Annotated in this window: 19 protein-coding genes and 1 riboswitch; of the genes, 12 read left to right on the forward strand and 7 right to left on the reverse strand. The window is 68.9% G+C overall.

Going from position 1 to position 20027, the window contains the following annotated elements; genetic code table 11:
* The first annotated feature begins 20 nt into the window (after positions 1–20).
* Both DS843_RS03255 and DS843_RS03260 read left to right on the forward strand, forming a co-directional pair.
* Positions 21–1367: an OmpP1/FadL family transporter gene (locus tag DS843_RS03255; RefSeq protein WP_149467468.1), complete on the forward strand. Its 1347-nt coding sequence runs from the start codon at positions 21–23 to the stop codon at positions 1365–1367.
* A 141-nt stretch (positions 1368–1508) separates the two neighbouring features.
* Positions 1509–2504, forward strand: a complete 996-nt coding sequence (locus DS843_RS03260) for an MDR family oxidoreductase (protein ID WP_149467469.1) — start codon at positions 1509–1511, stop codon at positions 2502–2504.
* A 25-nt stretch (positions 2505–2529) separates the two neighbouring features.
* Here the strand turns inward: DS843_RS03260 and epmA are convergent, their stop codons facing one another.
* Positions 2530–3582, reverse strand: coding sequence for an EF-P lysine aminoacylase EpmA (epmA, locus tag DS843_RS03265; RefSeq protein ID WP_149467470.1), 1053 nt, complete (start codon positions 3580–3582; stop codon positions 2530–2532).
* A 168-nt stretch (positions 3583–3750) separates the two neighbouring features.
* Here epmA and efp point away from each other — a divergent pair, with 168 nt between their 5' ends.
* The 5 genes from efp to DS843_RS03290 all read left to right on the forward strand — a co-directional run bounded on the left by efp (position 3751) and on the right by DS843_RS03290 (position 8928).
* On the forward strand, positions 3751–4317 hold the full coding sequence (gene efp, locus DS843_RS03270; protein ID WP_149467471.1) for an elongation factor P: 567 nt from the start codon (positions 3751–3753) through the stop codon (positions 4315–4317).
* Between the two features lie 91 nt (positions 4318–4408).
* Positions 4409–5254, forward strand: coding sequence for an inositol monophosphatase family protein (locus DS843_RS03275; protein ID WP_149467472.1), 846 nt, complete (start codon positions 4409–4411; stop codon positions 5252–5254).
* 178 nt (positions 5255–5432) lie between these two features.
* Positions 5433–6218 carry an OmpA family protein gene (locus DS843_RS03280; RefSeq protein WP_149467473.1) on the forward strand — a complete coding sequence of 262 codons (786 nt, stop codon included), beginning with the start codon at positions 5433–5435 and terminating at the stop codon, positions 6216–6218.
* Positions 6219–6270: 52 nt separating this feature from the next.
* Positions 6271–7458, forward strand: a complete 1188-nt coding sequence (locus DS843_RS03285) for a DNA repair protein RecN (RefSeq protein WP_119510309.1) — start codon at positions 6271–6273, stop codon at positions 7456–7458.
* Positions 7459–7608: 150 nt separating this feature from the next.
* Entirely contained in the window at positions 7609–8928 is a 1320-nt protein-coding gene (locus DS843_RS03290) for a peptidoglycan -binding protein (RefSeq protein WP_149467474.1), read from the forward strand.
* 156 nt (positions 8929–9084) lie between these two features.
* Here DS843_RS03290 and gcvPB read toward each other — a convergent pair whose 3' ends face one another.
* The 5 genes from gcvPB to DS843_RS03315 all read right to left on the reverse strand — a co-directional run bounded on the left by gcvPB (position 9085) and on the right by DS843_RS03315 (position 14465).
* Positions 9085–10650, reverse strand: coding sequence for an aminomethyl-transferring glycine dehydrogenase subunit GcvPB (gene gcvPB / locus DS843_RS03295; RefSeq protein ID WP_149467475.1), 1566 nt, complete (start codon positions 10648–10650; stop codon positions 9085–9087).
* On the reverse strand, positions 10650–11990 hold the full coding sequence (gene gcvPA / locus DS843_RS03300) for an aminomethyl-transferring glycine dehydrogenase subunit GcvPA (protein ID WP_149467476.1): 1341 nt from the start codon (positions 11988–11990) through the stop codon (positions 10650–10652). Before gcvPA ends, gcvPB begins: the two co-directional genes overlap by 1 nt.
* Position 11991: 1 nt before the next feature.
* The gene (gene gcvH, locus DS843_RS03305) at positions 11992–12366 is read right to left on the reverse strand and encodes a glycine cleavage system protein GcvH (protein WP_149467477.1); all 375 of its coding nucleotides are present in this window, start codon (positions 12364–12366) and stop codon (positions 11992–11994) included.
* A gap of 32 nt (positions 12367–12398) precedes the next feature.
* Positions 12399–13511 (reverse strand): glycine cleavage system aminomethyltransferase GcvT, encoded by a 1113-nt coding sequence (gene gcvT / locus DS843_RS03310; protein ID WP_149467478.1) that lies wholly within the window; start codon positions 13509–13511, stop codon positions 12399–12401.
* Positions 13512–13686: 175 nt separating this feature from the next.
* Positions 13687–13800: riboswitch (glycine riboswitch) on the reverse strand.
* A gap of 161 nt (positions 13801–13961) precedes the next feature.
* Positions 13962–14465, reverse strand: coding sequence for a hypothetical protein (locus DS843_RS03315; protein WP_286191910.1), 504 nt, complete (start codon positions 14463–14465; stop codon positions 13962–13964).
* 227 nt (positions 14466–14692) lie between these two features.
* On the opposite strand from DS843_RS03315, the gene ispH reads away from it, so the two are divergent.
* The 5 genes from ispH (at position 14693) to DS843_RS03340 (ending at position 19481) form a co-directional block, all read left to right on the forward strand.
* Positions 14693–15673, forward strand: coding sequence for a 4-hydroxy-3-methylbut-2-enyl diphosphate reductase (gene ispH, locus DS843_RS03320; RefSeq protein WP_149467480.1), 981 nt, complete (start codon positions 14693–14695; stop codon positions 15671–15673).
* 32 nt (positions 15674–15705) lie between these two features.
* Positions 15706–16263: a Uma2 family endonuclease gene (locus DS843_RS03325; protein WP_149467481.1), complete on the forward strand. Its 558-nt coding sequence runs from the start codon at positions 15706–15708 to the stop codon at positions 16261–16263.
* A gap of 51 nt (positions 16264–16314) precedes the next feature.
* Entirely contained in the window at positions 16315–17298 is a 984-nt protein-coding gene (locus tag DS843_RS03330) for a homoserine kinase (RefSeq protein ID WP_149467482.1), read from the forward strand.
* A 4-nt stretch (positions 17299–17302) separates the two neighbouring features.
* Positions 17303–17785, forward strand: a complete 483-nt coding sequence (rnhA, locus tag DS843_RS03335; protein WP_149467483.1) for a ribonuclease HI — start codon at positions 17303–17305, stop codon at positions 17783–17785.
* A 112-nt stretch (positions 17786–17897) separates the two neighbouring features.
* The gene (locus DS843_RS03340; RefSeq protein WP_149467484.1) at positions 17898–19481 is read left to right on the forward strand and encodes an AMP-binding protein; all 1584 of its coding nucleotides are present in this window, start codon (positions 17898–17900) and stop codon (positions 19479–19481) included.
* A gap of 50 nt (positions 19482–19531) precedes the next feature.
* Here DS843_RS03340 and DS843_RS03345 read toward each other — a convergent pair whose 3' ends face one another.
* On the reverse strand, positions 19532–20014 hold the full coding sequence (locus DS843_RS03345; RefSeq protein WP_149467485.1) for a peroxiredoxin: 483 nt from the start codon (positions 20012–20014) through the stop codon (positions 19532–19534).
* Positions 20015–20027 lie beyond the last annotated feature (13 nt).

The following is a 20027-nucleotide window of genomic DNA, read 5'->3' on the forward strand; positions in this document are numbered from 1 at the left end:
ACGAAATTGGGGAGAAACGCATGTCGAAATGGTCTCTGAAGGGGAATCTGCTCGCCGCCGCCGCGGTTGCCGCCATCGCCGCGCCGCTGCCCGCCGGGGCCGCCGGCTACCTGCTGAAGGAGCAGAGCGCCTCGGGCCAGGGCACCTCCTTCGCGGGCGCGACCGCCAACGGCATGGGTGACGCCACCGCCCTCTTCTTCAACCCGGCGGCGCTCGGCGCCGTGGACGGGAATCAGGCGGTCGGCGTGCTGAGCGGCGTGTTCCCGACCTCGAAGACCAGCAACGCCCGCGGCACGCGCGCCGCGCGGCTCGGCGGCAGCACCATCCTGGGCACCAGCAACCCCGGCGACATCGGCATGGACGCGGTGATTCCCTCGGGCTATCTGGCCTACACGGTGTCGCCGGACGTCAAGCTGGGCCTTGCCGTCACCGCCCCCTGGGGCCTGTCCACCGACTATCCGGAAAGCTGGACGGGCCGCTACCACGGCATCCACTCCAGCCTGCTGACCATCAACATCTCCCCCACCGTGTCCTACCGGCTGATGCCGGACCTGACCATCGCCGGCGGTCTGCAGTTCCAGTACGCCAAGGCGCGGCTGAGCCAGGCCATCGACTTCGGCTCGATCCTGGCGGCCACCGGCGTTCCCATCGCGCCGGGATCGCGCGACGGCGTGGGCGAGGTGAAGGGCGACGACTGGGGCGTGGGCTTCACCGCCGGCATGCTGTACGAGCCGGTGAAGGGCACCCGCTTCGGCGTCTCCTACCGCTCCTCCGTCTTCCACGAACTGGACGGCGATTCGAAGTTCGAGGCGGTGCCCGCCGTTCCGGCGCTCCAGGCCAGTTTCGCCGGTTCGCCGGTGCGGGCGAAGGTCGCCACGCCGGACGTGATCGCCTTCGGCGCCTACCACGAGCTGACCAGCTCCTTCGCCGTCATGGCCGACGCGCACTGGACCAACTGGTCGCGCTTCAAGGAACTGCGCATCCGCTACCGCAACCCGCTGCGCACCGATTCGGTGACCGACGAGAACTGGGACGATTCCTGGTTCTTCGCGCTGGGTGCGGCCTACAAGTGGAACGAGAAGCTGACCCTGCGCGCGGGCGTCGCCTATGACCAGACCCCGGTCAGCGACCAGTACCGCACGCCGCGCATCCCGGACGAGGACCGGTATTGGGTGTCGATCGGCGCCGGCTACCAGTTCACGGACAGCATCCGGACCGACATCGGCTACAGCCACATCTTCGCCAACAAGGCCAAGATCGACTTGCGCGACAACCTGACGGGCAGCGACGCCTTCCGCGGCAACCTGTCCGCCGACTACAAGGCCCATGTGGACGTGATCGCGCTCCAGACGAAGATCACGTTCTGATTTTGCCGGTTGGTGGGCGCGGGCGGGCACTCCCCATCCGCGTCCCCTACCCGACGCCCATCTTGTCCATCCCGGCTTCCGTGCTAGGCTTTCCCCCAATCGAGCCGCCAATCAAGAACGCGATCCGGGAGAGAAATCCGCATGGCCGACACCTTCACCGCCTTCGTCATCGAAGACGCCGACGGCAAGCCCAAAGGGGGCTTCAAGCCGTTGAGCCTGACCGACCTGCCGGACCACGACGTGCTGGTCGAGGTCGCCTTCTCCACCCTGAACTACAAGGACGGCCTCGCCGTCTCCGGCAAGGGCCGGATCGCCCGCAAGCTGCCGATGGTCGCGGGCATCGACCTCGCCGGGACGGTCGTGGAGTCGCGCTCCGCCGACTGGAAGGCGGGGGACAAGGTGATCGTCAACGGCTGGGGCCTGTCGGAAACCCAGTGGGGCGGCTACAGCCGGTTCCAGCGGGTGAAGCCGGAATGGCTGATCCGCCTGCCCGACGCCTTCTCGCCGGAAGAGGCGATGGGAATCGGCACCGCCGGCTACACCGCCGCCCTGTGCGTGGACGCGCTGGAGGATTGGGGGACGATCCAGCCCGGCGGGAAGGAGGTGCTGGTCACCGGGGCCGCGGGCGGAGTCGGCTCCGTCGCGGTGGCCTTGCTCGCCAAGGCCGGCTATCCGGTCACCGCCTCCACCGGACGACCCGAGACTCATGAATACCTGTCCGGCCTGGGCGCCACCGGATTCATCGACCGCGCCGCCCTGCAGGAAAAGGGTCCGCCGCTTCAGAAGGAGCGCTGGGCTGGCGGCGTCGATTCGGTGGGCGGGATTACACTGGTCAACGCCCTGTCGCAGACCGTCTGGGGCGGGGCCGTCGCCGCCTGTGGTCTGGCGGGCAGCGCCGACCTTCCGGGCACGGTCCTGCCGCACATCCTGCGCAGCGTCACGCTGATCGGCGTCGATTCGGTCGCCGCCCCCATCGCGCGGCGCGAGCGCGCCTGGGCACGGCTGGCCCGCGACCTCGACAAGGACCACCTGAAGGCGATGTACACGGTGGAGCCTATGTCGAACCTGCCGGAGCTTGCCGGGCAGATCCTCGCGGGCCAGGTGCGCGGGCGCGTGGTGATCGACGTCACGGCCTGAGGCCGGTTGGTGGCGGTGGCGGGGTTCAGCCCCCCGCCACCGGCAGCCACAGCACTTCGCCGATGCTCTCCGCCCCGCTGCACAGCATGACCAGCCGGTCGAAGCCCAGCGCGATGCCGCTGCATTCCGGCATGCCGTGCTCCAGCGCCGCCAGGAAGTCCTCGTCCACCGGAAAGCGGTCGCCGTAGATCCGCTCCTTCAGGTCCATGTCGGCCTCGAAGCGGGCGCGCTGGGCGCGGGCGTCGGTCAGTTCGCCGAAGGCGTTGGCGAGTTCCAGGCCGCAGGCGTACAGCTCGAACCGTTCGGCCAGCCGCGGGTCCTCCGGCTTGGGGCGCGACAGAGCGGCCATGCAAACGGGATAGTCGGTCAGCACGCAGGGCACGCCCTCGCCCAGATGCGGCTCGATCCGGTCGAACATGATGCGGAAGACGATGTCCTCCCAGCGGTCGCCGTCGTGCGGGTGGATGCCGATGCGCGCCGCGACCGCGGCCAGCGGAGACGGGTCGGGGTCGTGGGTGCCGTCGAAGGTCTCCAGCAGGTCGATCCCCGCATACTCCCGGAAGGCGTCCTGCACGGTCAGCACCCGCCACTCCTTGAAGGGGTCGCAGGTCATGCCGCGGAAGGCGAATCGCGTCCGCCCGGCGGCGATGGCGGCCTCGCGCACCAGATCCTCGCAATCGCGGATCAGCGTCCGGTAGCCCTCCCCCGCCCGGTACCATTCGAGCATGGAGAATTCCGGCGAATGGGTGGCCGACCGCTCGCCGTTCCGGAAGACGTGGGCGATCTGATAGATGCGCGGCAGCCCCGCCACCAGCAGCTTCTTCATGGCGAATTCGGGGCTGGTGTGCAGGTGCAGCCTCAGCCGGTCGTCAGGGTGCGGCCCCACCAGCTCCGTCGCGAAAGCCTGGAGATGCGGCTCCATCCCCGGCGACACCTGGAGCGCCGGGGTGTCCACCTCCAGGAAGGCGTTCTCCTCGAAGAAGCGGCGGACGGCGCCCAGCACGCGGCCGCGCACGGCGAGGTTCGGACGGCGGCGGGCGAAGCTCTCGGGCGCCCAGGGAGGCGTGACGGGGGGCATGACGGCCTTCACTGACGGTGCGATGACGCTGCTTAGCAGAGTGGGAACGGCGGCGAAAACGGACAAAGAAGGCGCAGAACGCCGATTCACCCCCCGCCCGGCGTTGCCACCGGCCCGGCAAGCTGCTAGGTTCCGCGCCGCCTGTCTTCTGGAGATCACGAGTAAGTCATGAAGGTCAACGCCAACACGATGCGTCCCGGCCATGTGCTGGAGCACAACGGGAAGCTCTGGGTCATCACGAAGACCGCTATCGTCCAGCCCGGCAAGGGTGGCGCCTTCATCCAGCTTGAAATGAAGGATGTGCGCACCGGCAACAAGTCGACCGAGCGCTTCCGCACCCAGGAGACGGTCGAGCGCGCCCGCCTGGACGAGCACGAGATGACCTTCCTGTTCGCCGAAGGCGACAGCTACACCTTCATGGACAAGGAAAGCTACGAGCAGACCTCGATCCCCGGTGAGATCATCGGCGACCAGAAGGTGTTCCTGCAGGACGGCATGGAAGTCACCGTGCAGTCCTTCGAAGGCGCGCCGCTCGGCGTCGAGATCCCCGGCAAGGTCACCCTGCAGATCACCGAAGCCGACCCGGTGGTGAAGGGCCAGACGGCCTCCTCCTCCTACAAGCCGGCCAAGCTGGAGAACGGCGTGTCGATCCTGGTGCCGCCGCACATCGAGTCGGGCACCCGCGTCGTCGTCGACACCCAGACCGGCGAGTATGTCGAGCGCGCCAAGGACTGACCGTCCTGACGATTTTTCTGCGCACCGGCTCTCGCTCACGGCGGGGGCCGGTGTATTCTTTTTCCGGTTCCGCACGAGATAAAGCACGCCCATGGCCACCCGTTCCGCCCTCATCAACGTGATGGTCCGCGCCGCCGAAAAGGCGGCCCGCGGCCTTGTCCGCGACTTCGGCGAGGTCGAGCACCTCCAGGTCTCGCGCAAGGGCCCGGCGGACTTCGTGTCCGCCGCCGACATGAAGGCGGAAAAGCTGCTGCGCGAAGAGCTGCAGAAGGCCCGCCCGGACTTCGGCTTCCTCATGGAGGAGACGGGCGCCAGCAAGGGCAGCGACCCGGCCGCCCGCTGGATCGTCGATCCGCTGGACGGCACCACCAACTTCCTGCACGGCATCCCGCACTGGGCGATCTCCATCGCCGCGGAAAAGAACGGCGAGATCGTCGCCGGCGTGGTGTACGAGCCGGTGCACGACCAGATGTTCTGGGCCGAAAAGGGCCAGGGCGCCTTCCTGAACCACCAGCGCCTGCGCGTGTCGGAGCGCCGCAACCTCGCCGACGCGGTGCTTGCCACCGGCATCCCCTTCAAGGGCCGGGGCGACCATGCCGGCTTCCTGGTGGAGGCCGAGGCCCTCATGAAGGAGGTCGCGGGCATCCGCCGCTTCGGCGCCGCCTCGCTCGACCTCGCCTATGTCGCGGCGGGCCGCTTCGACGGCTATTGGGAGCGCGGTCTCGCCCCCTGGGATGCCGCGGCGGGCCAATTGCTGGTGACCGAGGCCGGCGGCTTCGTCGGTGAGATCGGCGGCGGGCGCAACCCGGTGTTCGGCGGGACCATTCTGGCGGCCAACGCCCATTTCCATCTGCCGATCGCCAAGATCCTGCGCGGTGCGACGGAGCGCAAGGTCCGCTCCGCCCCCGCCGGAACGGCGGATGCCGGTCAGGGCTGACCTCCGGCTGGGCCATAAGCCCTTGTTGACGATAGGATAGCGGGGCCGCGCTTTGGTGGGGAAACTCGCCGCGCGGCCCAAAGGGCGTTGTCGCTACGCCAATCGAAGGGCTATGGTACCAACGCTTTTCCGTGTAACTGGGAACAATGCGCTGGTCACCATGAGGATTGTCGGACGCATGAGCCGTTCTCCGAATGCGCCCGCCGGGCGATCGGTATCCCTGCGCGTCCGGACCGCCGCCGCCGCGGTGCTGTCCCTGGCCGTGACCGCCTGCTCGACGCCCGCTGCCCCGCCTCCACAGTCCGGCGCCTCCGCCCCCGCCCCGGCGGTCACCGCCAACGCGGGAGCGCTGACGCTGGAGAACGCGCAGCCGCTGCCCATCCCGCCGCGGCCGGACATCTTCCCGCCCCCGGCGCCGCCGGCCCCGCCCGTCTTCAAGGCTCCGACCATGATGACGGCGCCGGACCTGCCGCGGATCGAGGTCGGAGCCAGCCCGCCCCCGCCGCCGATGCCGGAGGGCGCCCCCCCGGTCCCGGCGTCCGCGCGGCCGGCCCCCCCTCCGCCGCCTGACCGGACGCAGACCGACCGGACGCAGACCGCCGCCTTGCCGCCACCGTCCCCCGGCACGCCGCAGCCGCCCACCCTGCCCCGGATGGAGCCGCTGACCGTGCTGTTCGACGGCGCCGCCGCCGACCTGCCGGAGACGGCCCAGGCACGGCTGGACGCCATCGCGGAGCGGATGCGCGCGAGCGGCCAGTTGCGGCTTCAGATTCGCTCCTACGCCAGCGGCACGCCGGAGACGGCGCGCGAGGCGCGGCAATTGTCGCTGGCCCGCGCTTTGTCCGTCCGCGAGCGTTTGGGGGCCGCCGGCATCGCCAGCACGCGCGTGGACATCCGCGCCATGGGCATGGAGGCGAGCGGCGGCGCGCCGGACCGGCTGGACGTGGAGTTCCTGAACCAGTGAGCTGCCCTCTGTAACCCGTACCGCCTGCCCCTTCCCCTGGACGAGAGTGCCCATGGCCGCCATCGCCCCGTCGTCCCAGCCGCTTGAGGAGCCTTCCCCGATGACGCGCCCGGAGCGCTTCCTGACACGGATGATCCTCTTCCTGGTGGTCGTGGGAAGCGTGACGGCCTTGCTGTTCCCGGCCCTGCGCGCCGCCTTCATGAACAACCCGGCGCTGAACGGGCTGATCCTCGGCACGCTGCTCGCCGGTATCCTGTTCATCTTCCGCCAAGTGCTGATGCTGCGGCCCGAGGTGGCGTGGCTGGAGCATTTCCAGTCCGGCAACCCCGCCGTCGCCGCGCCGGAGCCGGTGCTGCTCGCCCCGATGGCGCGCATGCTGCGCGAACGGCGCGGCCGCCTGACCCTGTCGGCGCTGTCGATGCGCTCGCTGCTCGACGGCATCGCCTCGCGGCTGGACGAGTCGCGGGAGCTGTCGCGCTACCTGATCGGGCTGCTGATCTTCCTCGGCCTGCTCGGCACCTTCTGGGGCCTGCTGCACACGGTGCAGTCGGTCGGTTCGGTCATCGGCGGGCTGTCGGTGCAGGGCGGCGACGTCGGGGCGATGTTCAGCAACCTCCAGCACGGGCTGGAGGCGCCGCTGACCGGCATGGGCACGGCCTTCAGCTCCTCGCTGTTCGGTCTGGCGGGGTCGCTGGTTCTGGGCTTCCTGGAGCTTCAGGCCAGCCAGGCGCACAACCGCTTCTTCCAGGACGTGGAGGACTGGCTGTCCGGCGCCACCCGCCTGTCGAGCGGGGCCGGCGGCAGCCTGGAAACCGGCGACCAGTCGATGCCGGCCTATCTGACCGCGCTTCTGGAGCAGACGGCGGAGAACCTCGACTCGCTCCAGCGCACCGTCGCCACCGCCGAGGAGGGCCGCCGGTCCGCCAACGCCAACCTGATGGCTCTGACCGAGCGGCTGAGCACGCTGACCGACCAGATGCGCGCCGAACAGCAGCTTCTCCTGCGGCTGGGCGAGAGCCAGCTCGAGATGAAGGGGCTGCTCGACCGGTTGTCGGACGCCGCCATCGGCGGGTTCGACGATGCCTCGCGCCAGCATCTGCGCAACATGGACATCTACCTTGCCCGCATGGTCGAGGAGTCGTCCACGGGCCGGGTCCAGGCGGTGCAGGAGATCCGCAGCGAGATCAAGCTGCTGGCCCGCACCATCGCAGCCCTGGCCGAAGAGTCGGAACAGCGCTGACCTGTCTTCCCTCTCCCGTCCCGGGAGAGGGTGGCCGCGAAGCGGCCGGGTGAGGGTATGGGCGAGGATCAGCGCATCCTTCGTGCCACACCCTCACTCTCCTTCTCCCGAGGCGGGAGAGGGGTTCAACGCCCGGAGGGACACCCCGCCATGCCCAGCATCAGCCGCCGCAACGGCCACCGCGAGGCCAGCGCATGGCCCGGATGGGTGGACGCGCTGTCGTCCCTCGTCATGGTGGTCATCTTCCTGCTGATGGTCTTCATCGTCGCCCAATTCTACATGGCGACCGCTCTGACCGGACGGGACGAGCAGCTCAGCAGCCTGAACCGCAAGGTGGCGGAGCTGAACGACCTGCTGGCGCTGGAGCGGGACGCCAACGCCGACCTGCGCATCAACGTCGCCCAGCTTTCGGCGGAGCTTCAGGGCTCCGTCGCGGCGCGGGACACGATGACCAGCCGCATCGCCATGCTCCAGGGCGACCTCGACCACGCCGCCCGCGCGGCGGAGGAGTTGCAGCGCACGATCCGCGCCGACAAGGAAACCATCGAGCTGAAGCTGGCCGAGGCCGCCAGCCTCCAGGCCGACCTGAAGGCTCTGCGCGAGGCCCGGACCAAACTGGAAGGCGAACTGGCCGCCGCCGCCGCGCAGCAGCGCCTGACCGAGGAGCAGCGCCAGGCCCTGCTGACCGAGCTGGGCGGGGAGCGCGACCGCGCCAAGGCGCTGGAGTCGCGGCTCGCCACGGCGGACGAGAAGACGATGCTCGCGCAGAAGGACATCGAGAAGCGCGACATCCGCATCACCGAACTGATGGCCTCCCTGACCGCCGAGCGGGGCGAGACCGGCAAGGCGAACGAGCAGGTCGATCTGCTGAACCGGCAGATGGCCGCCCTGCGCGAGCAACTCGCCCGCATCGGCGCGGCTCTGGAAATCTCTGAGAAGAAGGCGGAGGAGCAGCAGGTCCAGATCGCCGAACTCGGGTCGCGGCTGAATCAGGCACTGGCCGCCAAGGTGCAGGACCTCGCCCGCTATCGGTCGGAGTTCTTCGGGCGGGTGCGCGAGGCTCTGGGCAACCGGCAGGACGTCCGCATCGTCGGCGACCGCTTCGTCTTCCAGTCGGAGCTTCTGTTCCCCTCCGGCTCCGCGACCTTGGAGGAGGCGGGCAAGCTGCGGCTGGCCGAACTGGCGCGCACGCTGATCGAGATCGGCCGGACGATCCCGCCGGACATCAATTGGGTTCTGCGCGTGGACGGCCACACCGACGCGCGCCCGGTGCGCATCCAGTTCGCCTCGAACTGGGAACTGTCGGCGGCGCGCGCGATCTCGGTCGTGAAGTATCTGATCGACCAGGGGATTCCGGCGGACCGTCTGGCCGCCGCCGGTTTCGGCGAGTATCAGCCGCTCGACCCCGGCACCAGCGACGAGGCGCTGGCCCGGAACCGGCGGATCGAGGTGAAGCTGGATCAGCGGTAGGCCCCAGTTCCTTCTCCCCTCTGGGGAGAAGGTTAGGATGAGGGGGCGGCCGCAGGCCGGAAAAGCTCTGCAATGAGGCTACGTTTCCGCCCTTCGGGCGCCCCCTCACCCTGACCCTCTCCCCAGAGGGGAGAGGGTAATGGGGGCAAGTACGCCCTACTCCGCCGCGACCTTCTCCGGCTCAACCACCGGCGCCCACCGCAGCACCGGCTTGCGCGCCGCGGCGGTCTCGTCCAGGCGGCGGCGCGGGGTCAGGCGCGGGGCACCCTGGAAATAGGCCACGTCGCCGGACTTGGCCCGCTCCGCAAGGGCGCGCAGGGCGGTCACGAACTGGTCCAGGCTGGCCTTCGACTCCGTCTCGGTCGGCTCGATCAGGAGGGCACCATGCACGACCAGCGGGAAGTACATGGTCATCGGGTGGAAGCCCTCGTCGATCAGCGCCTTGGCGATGTCGAGCGTGGTCACCCCCGTCCCCTTCAGGAAACGGTCGTCGAACAGGCACTCGTGCATGCATGGTCCCTCGAAGGAGGGCGTCATCACGTCCTGGAGGCGGGCCAGCAGGTAGTTCGCGTTCAGAACCGCGTCGTTCGCCACCTGCCGCAGCCCGTCGGCGCCGTGGCTCATCATGTAGGCGAGCGCGCGGACGAACATGCCCATCTGGCCGTGGAACGCCTTCATCCGCCCGAAGGCCGGGCCGTCGCCGGCCTGCTCCACCAGACGGAAGGCGCCGTCCTTGTCCTGGACCACGTAGGGCACCGGAACGAAGGGAGCCAGCGACTCCGCGAAGACCACCGGGCCGGAGCCCGGACCGCCGCCGCCGTGCGGGGTGGAGAAGGTCTTGTGCAGGTTGATGTGCATCACGTCGATGCCGAGGTCCGCCGGACGCACCCGCCCGACGATGGCGTTGAAGTTGGCGCCGTCGCAATAGAAATAGGCGCCCGCCGCGTGCACCGCCTCGGCGATGGTGATGATGTCGCGCTCGAACAGGCCGCAGGTGTTCGGATTGGTCAGCATCAGGCCGGCCACGTCGGGGCCGAGTTTGGCCTTCAGCGCCTCCAGATCGACTCGCCCGTCCTCGGTCGCCGGGATCGCCTCGACCGTGTAGCCGCAGGCGGCGGCGGTCGCCGGGTTGGTGCCGTGGGCGCTTTCCGGGACGAGGATCTTGGTGCGGCCCTTATCGCCCTTGGCGTCATGGGCGGAGCGGATCGCCATGATGCCGCACATCTCGCCATGCGCGCCCGCCGCCGGGGCCAGCGTCACCGCCGCCATGCCGGTCAGCGTGGCGAGCCAGCGGCCAAGCTCCGCCATAAGCTCCAAGGCGCCCTGCACCGTGCTTTCGGGCTGGAGCGGGTGCACGTCGGCGAAACCGGGAAGCCGCGCCATCTTCTCGTTCAGGCGCGGGTTGTGCTTCATCGTGCAGGAGCCGAGCGGATACAGGCCGCTGTCGATGGCGTAGTTCTTCTGCGACAGGCGGGTGTAGTGGCGGACCACCTGCGGCTCGGCGAGCCCCGGAAGCCCGATCCGGCCGCGCGGCTTCACCGCACCCAGCCGCGAGCCCACCGCCGGAACGTCCGGCAGGTCCACACCGCAACGCCCCGCGCTGTCCTGTTCGAAGATCAGCGGCTCTTCGATCTGAAGGCCGCGGTTGCCGGTGACGGTCTCCGGAACGGCGCTGTCCGTGCTCTGGATACCGGTCGGGCGACCCTGGTTGTTCATGCTCATCACAGAACCTCGGCGAGGGCGGTGGCGAAGGCGTCCATGTCGGACTCGGTGTTGGTCTCGGTGGCGGCGACAATCAGCAGGTCGTCCAGCCCGCCGCCGAACAGGCGGGACGCCGGGACGCCGCCCAGGATGCCGCGTTGCGCCAGCGCTTCGACCACGTCCGCCGCGGGCTTGGGCAGTTTCACCGTGAATTCGTTGAAGAAGCTGCCGTTGACGATCTCCACACCCTTCACCGCGGCCAGCTTGTCGGCCAGTTGCACGGCCTTGGCGTGATTGATCTGGGCGAGCCGGGCAAAGCCCTCCTCCCCCAGCAGGCTGAGGTGGATGGAGAAGGCCAGAGCGCACAGGCCGGAGTTGGTGCAGATGTTGGAGGTCGCCTTCTCGCGGCGGATGTGCTGCTCGCGGGTGGAGAGCGTCAGCACGAAGCCGCGCCGGCCGTCGGCGTCCACCGTCTGGCCGCAGAGGCGGCCCGGCATCTGCCGGACCAGCTTCTCCTTCACCGCGAACAGCCCGACATAGGGGCCGCCGAAGTTCAGCGCGTTGCCCAGAGACTGGCCTTCCGCCGCCACGATGTCGGCGCCCATCGCGCCCGGTGGGGTCAGCAGGCCGAGCGACACGGCCTCCGTCACCACGACGATCAGCAGGGCGCCCTTGGCCTGACACTCCTTGCCCAGCTCGGTGTAATCGCGGACATGGCCGAACACGTCCGGGTTCTGCACGACGACGCAGGAGGTGTCGCCGTCCACCTCGGCCAGCAGGTCCTCGCCACCGGTCGGGGCCGGCGGCATGGCGACCGTCTCGAAGCCGATGAAGCGGGCGTCGGTGGTGGTGGTGTCGCGGTAATGGGGGTGCAGGCCGCCGGACAGCACGGCCTTCTTCCGCCGGGTGACGCGGTTCGCCATCATCACGGCTTCCGCGCAGGCGGTGGCGCCGTCGTACATGGAGGCGTTGGCGACGTCCATGCCGGTCAGCAGCGAGACCTGGGTCTGGAATTCGAACAGGACCTGAAGCGTGCCCTGGCTCACCTCCGGCTGGTACGGGGTGTAGGCGGTCAGGAACTCGCCGCGCTGCACCAGATGGTCCACCGTCGCCGGGATGTGGTGGCGGTAGGCGCCGGCGCCGAGGAAGCTCGGCACGCTGCCGGCGGGCAGGTTCTTCCCCGCCATCGCCGACAGGGCGCGATCGACCTCAAGCTCGCCCATATGGTTGGACAGCCCCTCGATCGGGCCGGAGAGGCGGGCCGCCTCGGGCACGTCGCGGAACAGCGCGTCCACCGACGGCACGCCAATGGCCTCCAGCATGGACCGCCGGTCGGCCTCGGTCAGGGGCAGATAGCGCATCTCAGGCCTGCCCTTCCACGAAGGCCTTGTAGGCGGCTTCGTCCATCAGCCCATCCAACTCCGACGGGTTGCTGAGGCGCAGCTTGAAGAACCAGCCGGTGGTCTCCGCCCCGGCGTTCACCAGCGACGGGTCGTTCTCCAGATCGGCGTTGGCCTCGATCACCTCGCCGGAGACCGGGGCGAACACGTCGCTGGCGGCCTTCACCGATTCCACGACGGCGGCTTCCTTGCCCTGCTGAAGCTGGCGGCCGACATCCGGCAGTTCGACGAACACGACGTCGCCGAGCTGGTGCTGGGCGTGGTCGCTGACGCCGACGGTGCCGACGTCGCCCTCGACGCGGACCCACTCATGGTCCTTGGTGTACTTGATGGTCATGGTCTTCCCCTGTTCGCTCGGTGTTTGTTTGGTCAGCCGCGGTAGTAACGCTGCGGCACGAAGGGCATGGCGGCGACCTTGGCGGCCAGCGGCTTGCCGCGGACCATGAGCTGCACCGGCGTGCCCACGGCGGCGTGCGCGCGGTCCACATAGCCCATGGCGACCGGGGCCGAGGCGGTGGGACCGAAGCCGCCGCTGGTCACCTCGCCGATCTTCTTGCCGTCCGTGTCGCAGATGTCGGTGTGCTCGCGGGCCGGCTGGCGGCCTTCCGGCTGGATGCCGACCCGGCGGCGCGGAGTCCCGTTGGCGAGCTGGTCCTTGATGACGTCGTAACCGGGGAAGCCTCCCTCCTCCCGGCGGCGCTTGGACAGCGCCCATTCCAGTCCGGCTTCGACCGGGGTCGTCGTCTCGTCGATGTCGTGGCCGTAGAGGCAGAGCCCGGCTTCCAGGCGCAGCGAGTCGCGGGCACCCAGCCCGATGGCTTCCACCTCGTCCTCGGCCAGCAGAGCGCGGGCGATGGTTTGGGCGTCGGATTTGTCGCAGGAAATCTCGTAGCCGTCCTCACCCGTGTAGCCGGAGCGGGTGATGATGACTGGGATGCCGTTGAAGGTGGCCGGCAGGTAGCTCATGAACTTCATGGTGGCCGCTTCGGGGATGAAGCGTCCCAGCACCGCCGCGGCCTCCGGCCCCTGAAGGGCCATCAGGGCGAGGTCGTCCAGCAGTTCCACCTCGGCCTTGCCCTTCAGGCGCTCGCGCATGTGGGCGACGTCGTGGTCCTTGCGGGCGGCGTTGACGACCAGGAACAGGTGGTCGCCTGCGTTGGTGACCATCAGGTCGTCCAGGATGCCACCCTGCTCGTTCAGGAACAGCGTGTAGCGCATGCGCCCACGAGCCAGCCCCTTGATGTCGCCGGGGACCAGCGATTCGAGCGCCGCCGCGGGGTCGTCGCCGGTCAGGCGCACCTGCCCCATGTGCGACACGTCGAACAGCCCGGCCTTCGCGCGGGTGTGCTGGTGTTCCTTGAGGATGCCGAGCGGGTACTGCACCGGCATGTCGTAGCCGGCGAAGGGCACCATCTTGCCCTTCAGCTCCAGATGGAGGCTGTGCAGCGGCGTTGTCTTGAGGGACTCAGAAGCCTCGGTCACGCGGGTCCTCCGACATAGGGTCGCACAACCCGCGCCGGAATTGGCGCAGGTCCTGCCCCCTCTGTCCTGGACCTGAGAGATTCACCGGCGGGGTCCAACCCTTGACAACCGGTTTACTCCTTCGGTGAGCCGTCGTCCGCTATGCGCGGACAAAGCTGCTTTCCAGAGTTGCCTTATCCCCCTTGCGGTCCTTTTGCCTGAGAGTTTCCGGGGCGGTTGCTCCTTCGGCGCCACCGTCCGACATCCGGTTTTCCGGTGGCCGGACGGCGATCTCTCCCGCGAGGGATCGTCAGCTTGTGCCGCTTAACCTACCGGGACCTTTGGGAATGTCAATCGGGGTTCGATGCGGCTTCCGGCGGGCGCCGGAAATCCGTGGTCCAATCCGCGAAATCCGTGAAGGTCCCGTTCCCGGCGAGGATCGGGGGCGCCTCCCATTCCCCCGTCACCCGCTCACTGCTTCATCTGCGCCCGGTTGAAGGCCAACTGCTCCGGCGTCAACTGGAAGCCGAGGAAAATCTTCCAGTCCTTGCCGTTGGCATCCTTGGGCAGCGGGATCTTCGGCGCCAGCTCCTCACGGCTGCCGGAGCGGAGCTTGCCCGCCTCGAAGGTCACGGAGGTGTCGAACTCCGTCTTGGTGGTCGGCGTCTCCTCGCCCGGTTTGGCGACGGCGACGAAATAGCGGTAATTCGCCGTGTTGCCCTGCATCGCCGGTCCGCGCTCCGCGATCAGGAAGACGTTCACGTTCACCGTGACGCCGTCGCTGGTGTAATCGCAGTTGCCGGAGTAATCGGCCAGAGCCGCGCGGGAGGTCACGTCCGTCAGGTCGCGCCCGCCGTTGCGGAACTGGGTGACCTCCGCCAGATCGCGGACGATCGACACCTTCGGGCAGGCCAGCGCCGCGTCCGCCGGCGTGTTCGATCCGCCCCCCAAGCCGGAGCAGCCGGTGAGCGCCAAGACGCCGAGACCCGCGCCGAGACTCGCGAATGCAAGCGCCCGCGGGCTTTTCCGGACGGGGGTTCCTATATTACGGTCGCGGCGGCGGTCCATCGGTCTGGCCTAACGGTTGGAAGGGTGTGTTCTGCCACGACTTTAGAGAAGCGGTGGGGCCGGCACAAGGCCACGCCGCCGCTCCGACGAACGAACCCATACGGCCCCTTTTTCGAGACACCGGAACGACGCGCATGACCCAGACGCCCCTGACCATCCTGCTCGCGGCCCCCCGTGGCTTCTGCGCCGGCGTGGACCGCGCGATCCAGATCGTGGAGGTGGCGCTGGAGCGGTTCGGCGCCCCCGTCTATGTCCGGCACGAGATCGTCCACAACCGATTCGTGGTGCAGAGCCTGGAGGCCAAGGGCGCCATCTTCGTGGACGAGCTGGATCAGGTGCCCGACGGCGTGCCGGTGGTCTTCTCGGCCCATGGCGTGCCGAAGTCGGTGCCGGCTGCGGCGGAGCAGCGCGGCCTGTTCTACCTCGACGCCACCTGCCCGCTGGTCAGCAAGGTGCACCGCGAGGCCGAACGCCACTTCAACGAGGGGCGCCAGATCGTGCTGATCGGCCATGCCGGCCACCCGGAGGTGATCGGCACCATGGGCCAGTTGCCGGAAGGCGCGGTGGTGCTGGTGGAGACGGTGGAGGACGTGGCGACGGTCCAGGTCGCCGATCCGGACAACCTCGCCTACGCCACCCAGACCACCCTGTCGGTGGACGAGACGGCCAGCATCGTCGCGGCTCTTCAGGCCCGCTTCTCGTCCATCAGCGGGCCGAAGAAGGAGGACATCTGCTACGCCACCACCAACCGCCAGCAGGCGGTGAAGGCCATAGCACCCAAGGTGGACGCCCTGCTGGTGCTGGGCGCGCCGAACTCCTCCAATTCCAAGCGGCTTGTCGAGGTGGCGAAGATCCACGGCTGCCAGCGGGCGCAGCTCGTCCAGCGCGCGGCGGACATCGACTGGTCGGCCCTGGACGGAGTCGCCACGCTGGGCATCACCGCCGGAGCCTCCGCCCCCGAAGTGCTGGTGGAGGAGGTCATCGAGGCCGCCCGCGCCCGCTACGCCGTGACGGTTGAGGAGCTTCGCACCGCCTTCGAGGACATCACCTTCAAGCTGCCGAAGCCGCTCCTGGACGGCGGCGCCCCTTCCCGTCCGGTCCCGGCGGACGCATAATCCAGGGACCGGCCTTCGCGAAGGAGACGTTCATGGGCGCCCCGGCCATTCAGAAGATGGACATCGACGATTTCCTGGACTGGGCCGACCGGCAGGAGCCGGACACACGCTATGAACTGGTCGGCGGGCAGCCGCGGGCGATGAATGCCTGCTCCCAGGCGCACAGCCAGATCGCCGCGAACGTCGTTTATGAGGTTCGTCGGCGGTTGCGCCCACCCTGCCGCGTCCTGTCCGAAGCCGCCATCGAACGGGACGACCGGGCGGACCGCTTCTACGAGGCCGACATCGCCGTCACCTGCTCGCCCCACCAGCCCGGCCAGCGCTCCACGCCGAACCCGGTGCTGGTGGTCGAGATCCTGTCGGAGAGCACGGCCAGCCACGACCGCGGCACCAAGGTGCCCGACTACATGCAGATCCCCTCGATTCAGGAGGTCCTGCTCGTGGACAGCCGCGCCGTCCGCGCGCAGCTCTGGCGCCGCGACGGGCGGCGCTGGATCGTCGAGGATTTCACCGGCGACGCGACCCTGCCGCTGGCCTCCATCGGGGCGGAGCTTCCCCTGGCCGCGCTTTACGACGGCATAGCGCTGTGAGCGGCCGCGGCAGCATTGACCGGCGCCCCGAATCCCGGTAAGGCGCTGGGCATGGCCGTATACACCGAAGTCACCGACGAAGAGCTGAACGCTTTCATCGCCCAGTACGATCTGGGCGCCGTCCTGTCCTGCAAGGGCATCGCGGAGGGGGTGGAGAACTCCAACTTCCTCCTGGTGACGGAGCGCGGCCCCTACATCCTGACGCTCTACGAGAAGCGCACCCGGCGGGAGGATCTGCCCTTCTTCCTGGGGCTCATGGAGCATCTCGCCGACAAGGGCATCGCCTGCCCGCTGCCGGTCCAGGGAACGGACGGGCAGGCTCTGCGCGAGCTGGCCGGGCGCCCGGCGGTGATCGTCACCTTCCTGGCCGGCATGTGGCCTCGCCGCATCACGCCGCATCATTGCGCGGAGCTGGGGACGGCGCTGGCCCGCCTGCATCTGGCCGTCGCCGATTTCCGGATGGAGCGCCGGAACGCCCTGTCGCTGGACGGCTGGACGGAGCTGTTCGGGAAATGCGCCGACCGCGCCGACGAGGTGGCCCGCGACCTGCGCGCCACGCTGGAGGCGGAGCTTGCGGCGTTGCAGGCTAACTGGCCCGCCGGGCTGCCGTCCGGCGTCATCCATGCCGACCTGTTCCCCGACAACGTGTTCTTCCGCGGCGACGGGCTGTCCGGGCTGATCGACTTCTACTTCGCCTGCAACGATTTCCTGGCCTACGACATCGCGATCTGCATGAACGCCTGGTGCTTCGAGATCGACGGGTCGTTCAACGCCACCAAGGCGCGGATGCTGCTGACCAGCTATCAGAAGGTCCGCCCGCTGTCGCCGGAGGAACTGGCCGCCCTGCCCTGGCTGTGCCGCGGCAGCGCCGTGCGTTTCCTGCTGACGCGCCTGTACGACTGGCTGAACCACCCGCCGGGAGCCTTCGTACGCCCGAAGGACCCGCTGGAATATCTGCGCAAGCTGCGCTTCCACCAGACCGTCCGCGGCGTGGGCGATTACGCGCTCGACGACGGCGGCAGCGATCAGGTCTGATGCGATGACCGAAGCAGCGAACGGCGGCGAAGGCGCACCGAAGATCGTGGATATCTTCACTGACGGTGCGTGCAGCGGCAACCCCGGTCCCGGCGGCTGGGGCGCCATCCTGCGGTACAACGGGGTGGAGAAGGAGTTGTACGGCGGCGAACCGGCCACCACCAACAACCGCATGGAACTGATGGCCGCCATCCAGGCGCTGGAAGCCCTGAAGCGGCCCATGGAGGTGCGGCTCTACACCGACAGCGAGTATGTGAAGAACGGCATCACCCAGTGGATTCACGGCTGGAAGGCCCGTGGCTGGAAGACCGCCGACAAGAAGCCGGTGAAGAACGAGGATTTGTGGCGCCGCCTGGACGAGGCGAAGCGGCAGCACCGGATCGAATTCCACTGGGTCCGCGGCCACGCCGGCCATCCGGAGAACGAACGGGCCGACGCGCTGGCACGGCAGGGCGTCGCCGACGTCCGGCAGGCCGCGCGGGGCTGATCCCGTCCGGCGATTGAGCGCCATCCCGCAAGGGTCCCTGGACGGCAACCCTCCCGCCCCGCTAGGCTCCCTCCCATAACGAACGACGAAAGATCGTTGGGAGGAGACCGAGATGTATCCGCATTTGCGGAACGAAGCCCGCTGGGTGCTGCCCGAGGTGCTGGCCCATCAAGCCGCCGAACGCGGCGGCAAGACCTTCGTCACGATGATCGGCGGGGATTCGCTGACTTACGCCGAGGCGCAGGAGCAGGCGGCCCGCATGGCCGGCTTCTTCGCCGGGCTGGGTGTGAAGCCGGGCGACACGGTGGCGGTGATGCTGCCGAACGGGCTGGACTTCGTGCGCGTGTGGCTGGGGCTGGGGCGGATGGGCGCCGTCATGGTCGCGCTGAACACGGAGCTGAAGGGCGGCTTCCTGGAGCACCAGTTGGAAAATGCCGGGGCTGCTCTGGCGGTGGTCGACGCCGCTCTGGCCGACCGCATCACCGACATCGCGCCGCGCCTGACCGCGCTGCGCCGGCTGGTGGTGCCCGGCGCGGCGGACGGATCGCCTCACATCGCCCTGGAATGTTGGCGCGACGCCGCCCCCTACGACGGCCCCCTGCCCCGCGCGGGCGACGACGCCTGCATCATGTACACGTCGGGCACCACCGGCCTGTCGAAGGGCGTGCTGATGCCGCACGGCCACGGCTTCCTGTTCGGTCTGGGCTCCATCGACAATTTCGCGCTGACGGAGGAGGACCGCTTCTACATCTGCCTGCCGCTGTTCCACGCCAACGGGCTGTACATGCAGCTCTACGCCGCGATGATCTCCGGCGGATCGGCGGTGCTGCGGGAGCGGTTCAGCGCCTCCTCCTGGCTCGACGACATCCGGCGCCACGGCTGCACGGTAACCAACTCGCTGGGCGCCGTCACCGCCTTCGTGGTGGCCCAGCCGCCGCGCCCCGACGACCGGGACCATCCCCTGCGCCTCGTCGGCGCCGCCCCCAACCCGGCGGACACCGAGTGGGTGCTGCGCGAGCGCTTCGGCATCCGCGACGTCATCAGCCTCTATGGCATGACCGAGGTGAACATCCCTCTCTACGCCGAGATGGGCAAGCCGCGCCCCGGCACCTGCGGGCGGGTCTATGACCGCTACTTCGAGGTGGAGATCCGCGACCCGCAGACCGACATCCCCGTGCCGCGCGGTCAGGTCGGCGAGGTCATGGTGCGCCCGAAGGCCGCCTTCGGCTTCCTGTCCGGCTATCACCGGATGCCCGACAAGACGGTGGAGGCGTGGCGGAACCTGTGGTTCCACACCGGCGACGCCGCGGTGATGGACGAGGAGGGTTACGTCACCTTCGTGGACCGCATCAAGGACTGCATCCGCCGCCGCGGCGAGAACGTCTCGTCCTACGAGGTGGAAACCGTGCTGTCGCGGCTTGACGGGGTGGCGGAGGTCGCCGCCTACGCCGTGCCGGCGGGCATTCCGGGGGCGGAGGACGAAATCATGGTCGCCCTGGTCGCCGCACCCGGCGTCACCCTGACGCCGGAGGCCGTGGCGGCCTTCGCTGAACGCGAACTGCCGCGCTATGCCCAGCCCCGCTACATCGACATCGTGGACGCCTTCCCCAAGACGCCGACCGCCAAGGTGCAAAAGGCGAAGCTGCGCGAGCGCGGTGTCGGCGACACCACCTGGGACCGCACGAAGGTGGGGTGACGCCGCAAACATGCCCTCTCCCGCCCCGGGAGAGGGATTCAGGCCCCCTTTTACAAAACCCCCAGCACCGCGTCCGCCGAGGACACCTCGAACTGGCCCGGCTTCTCGACGGCGAGGTGGGTGACCTTGCCGTCCTTGGCGACCAGGACGAAGCGCTGGCCGCGCAGGCCCAGGCCGTAGCCCGTGCCGTCCATGGTCAGGCCCAGAGCCTGGGTCAGCGTGGCGTTGCCGTCCGGCAGCATGGTGACCTTGCCGGACGCCCCGTTCTTCTCGCCCCAGGCGCGCATCACGAAAGGATCGTTGACGGCGAGGCAGACGATGTCGTCCACGCCCTTGGCCTTCAGATCCTCGGCCTTCTGGACGAAGCCCGGCAGATGCTTGGCGGAGCAGGTCGGGGTGAAGGCGCCCGGCACGGAGAACAGCACCACCGTCTTGCCCTTGAACAGCGTGTCGGTGGTGATGTCCTGCATCCCGTTGTCGGTCAGATGCTTCAGCGTGACGGTCGGAATGGCGTCGCCCACTTGGATGGTCATGTCTCCTGAACTC

It is taken from the genome of Roseomonas genomospecies 6 (assembly GCF_008365375.1).
Classification (GTDB): domain Bacteria; phylum Pseudomonadota; class Alphaproteobacteria; order Azospirillales; family Azospirillaceae; genus Azospirillum.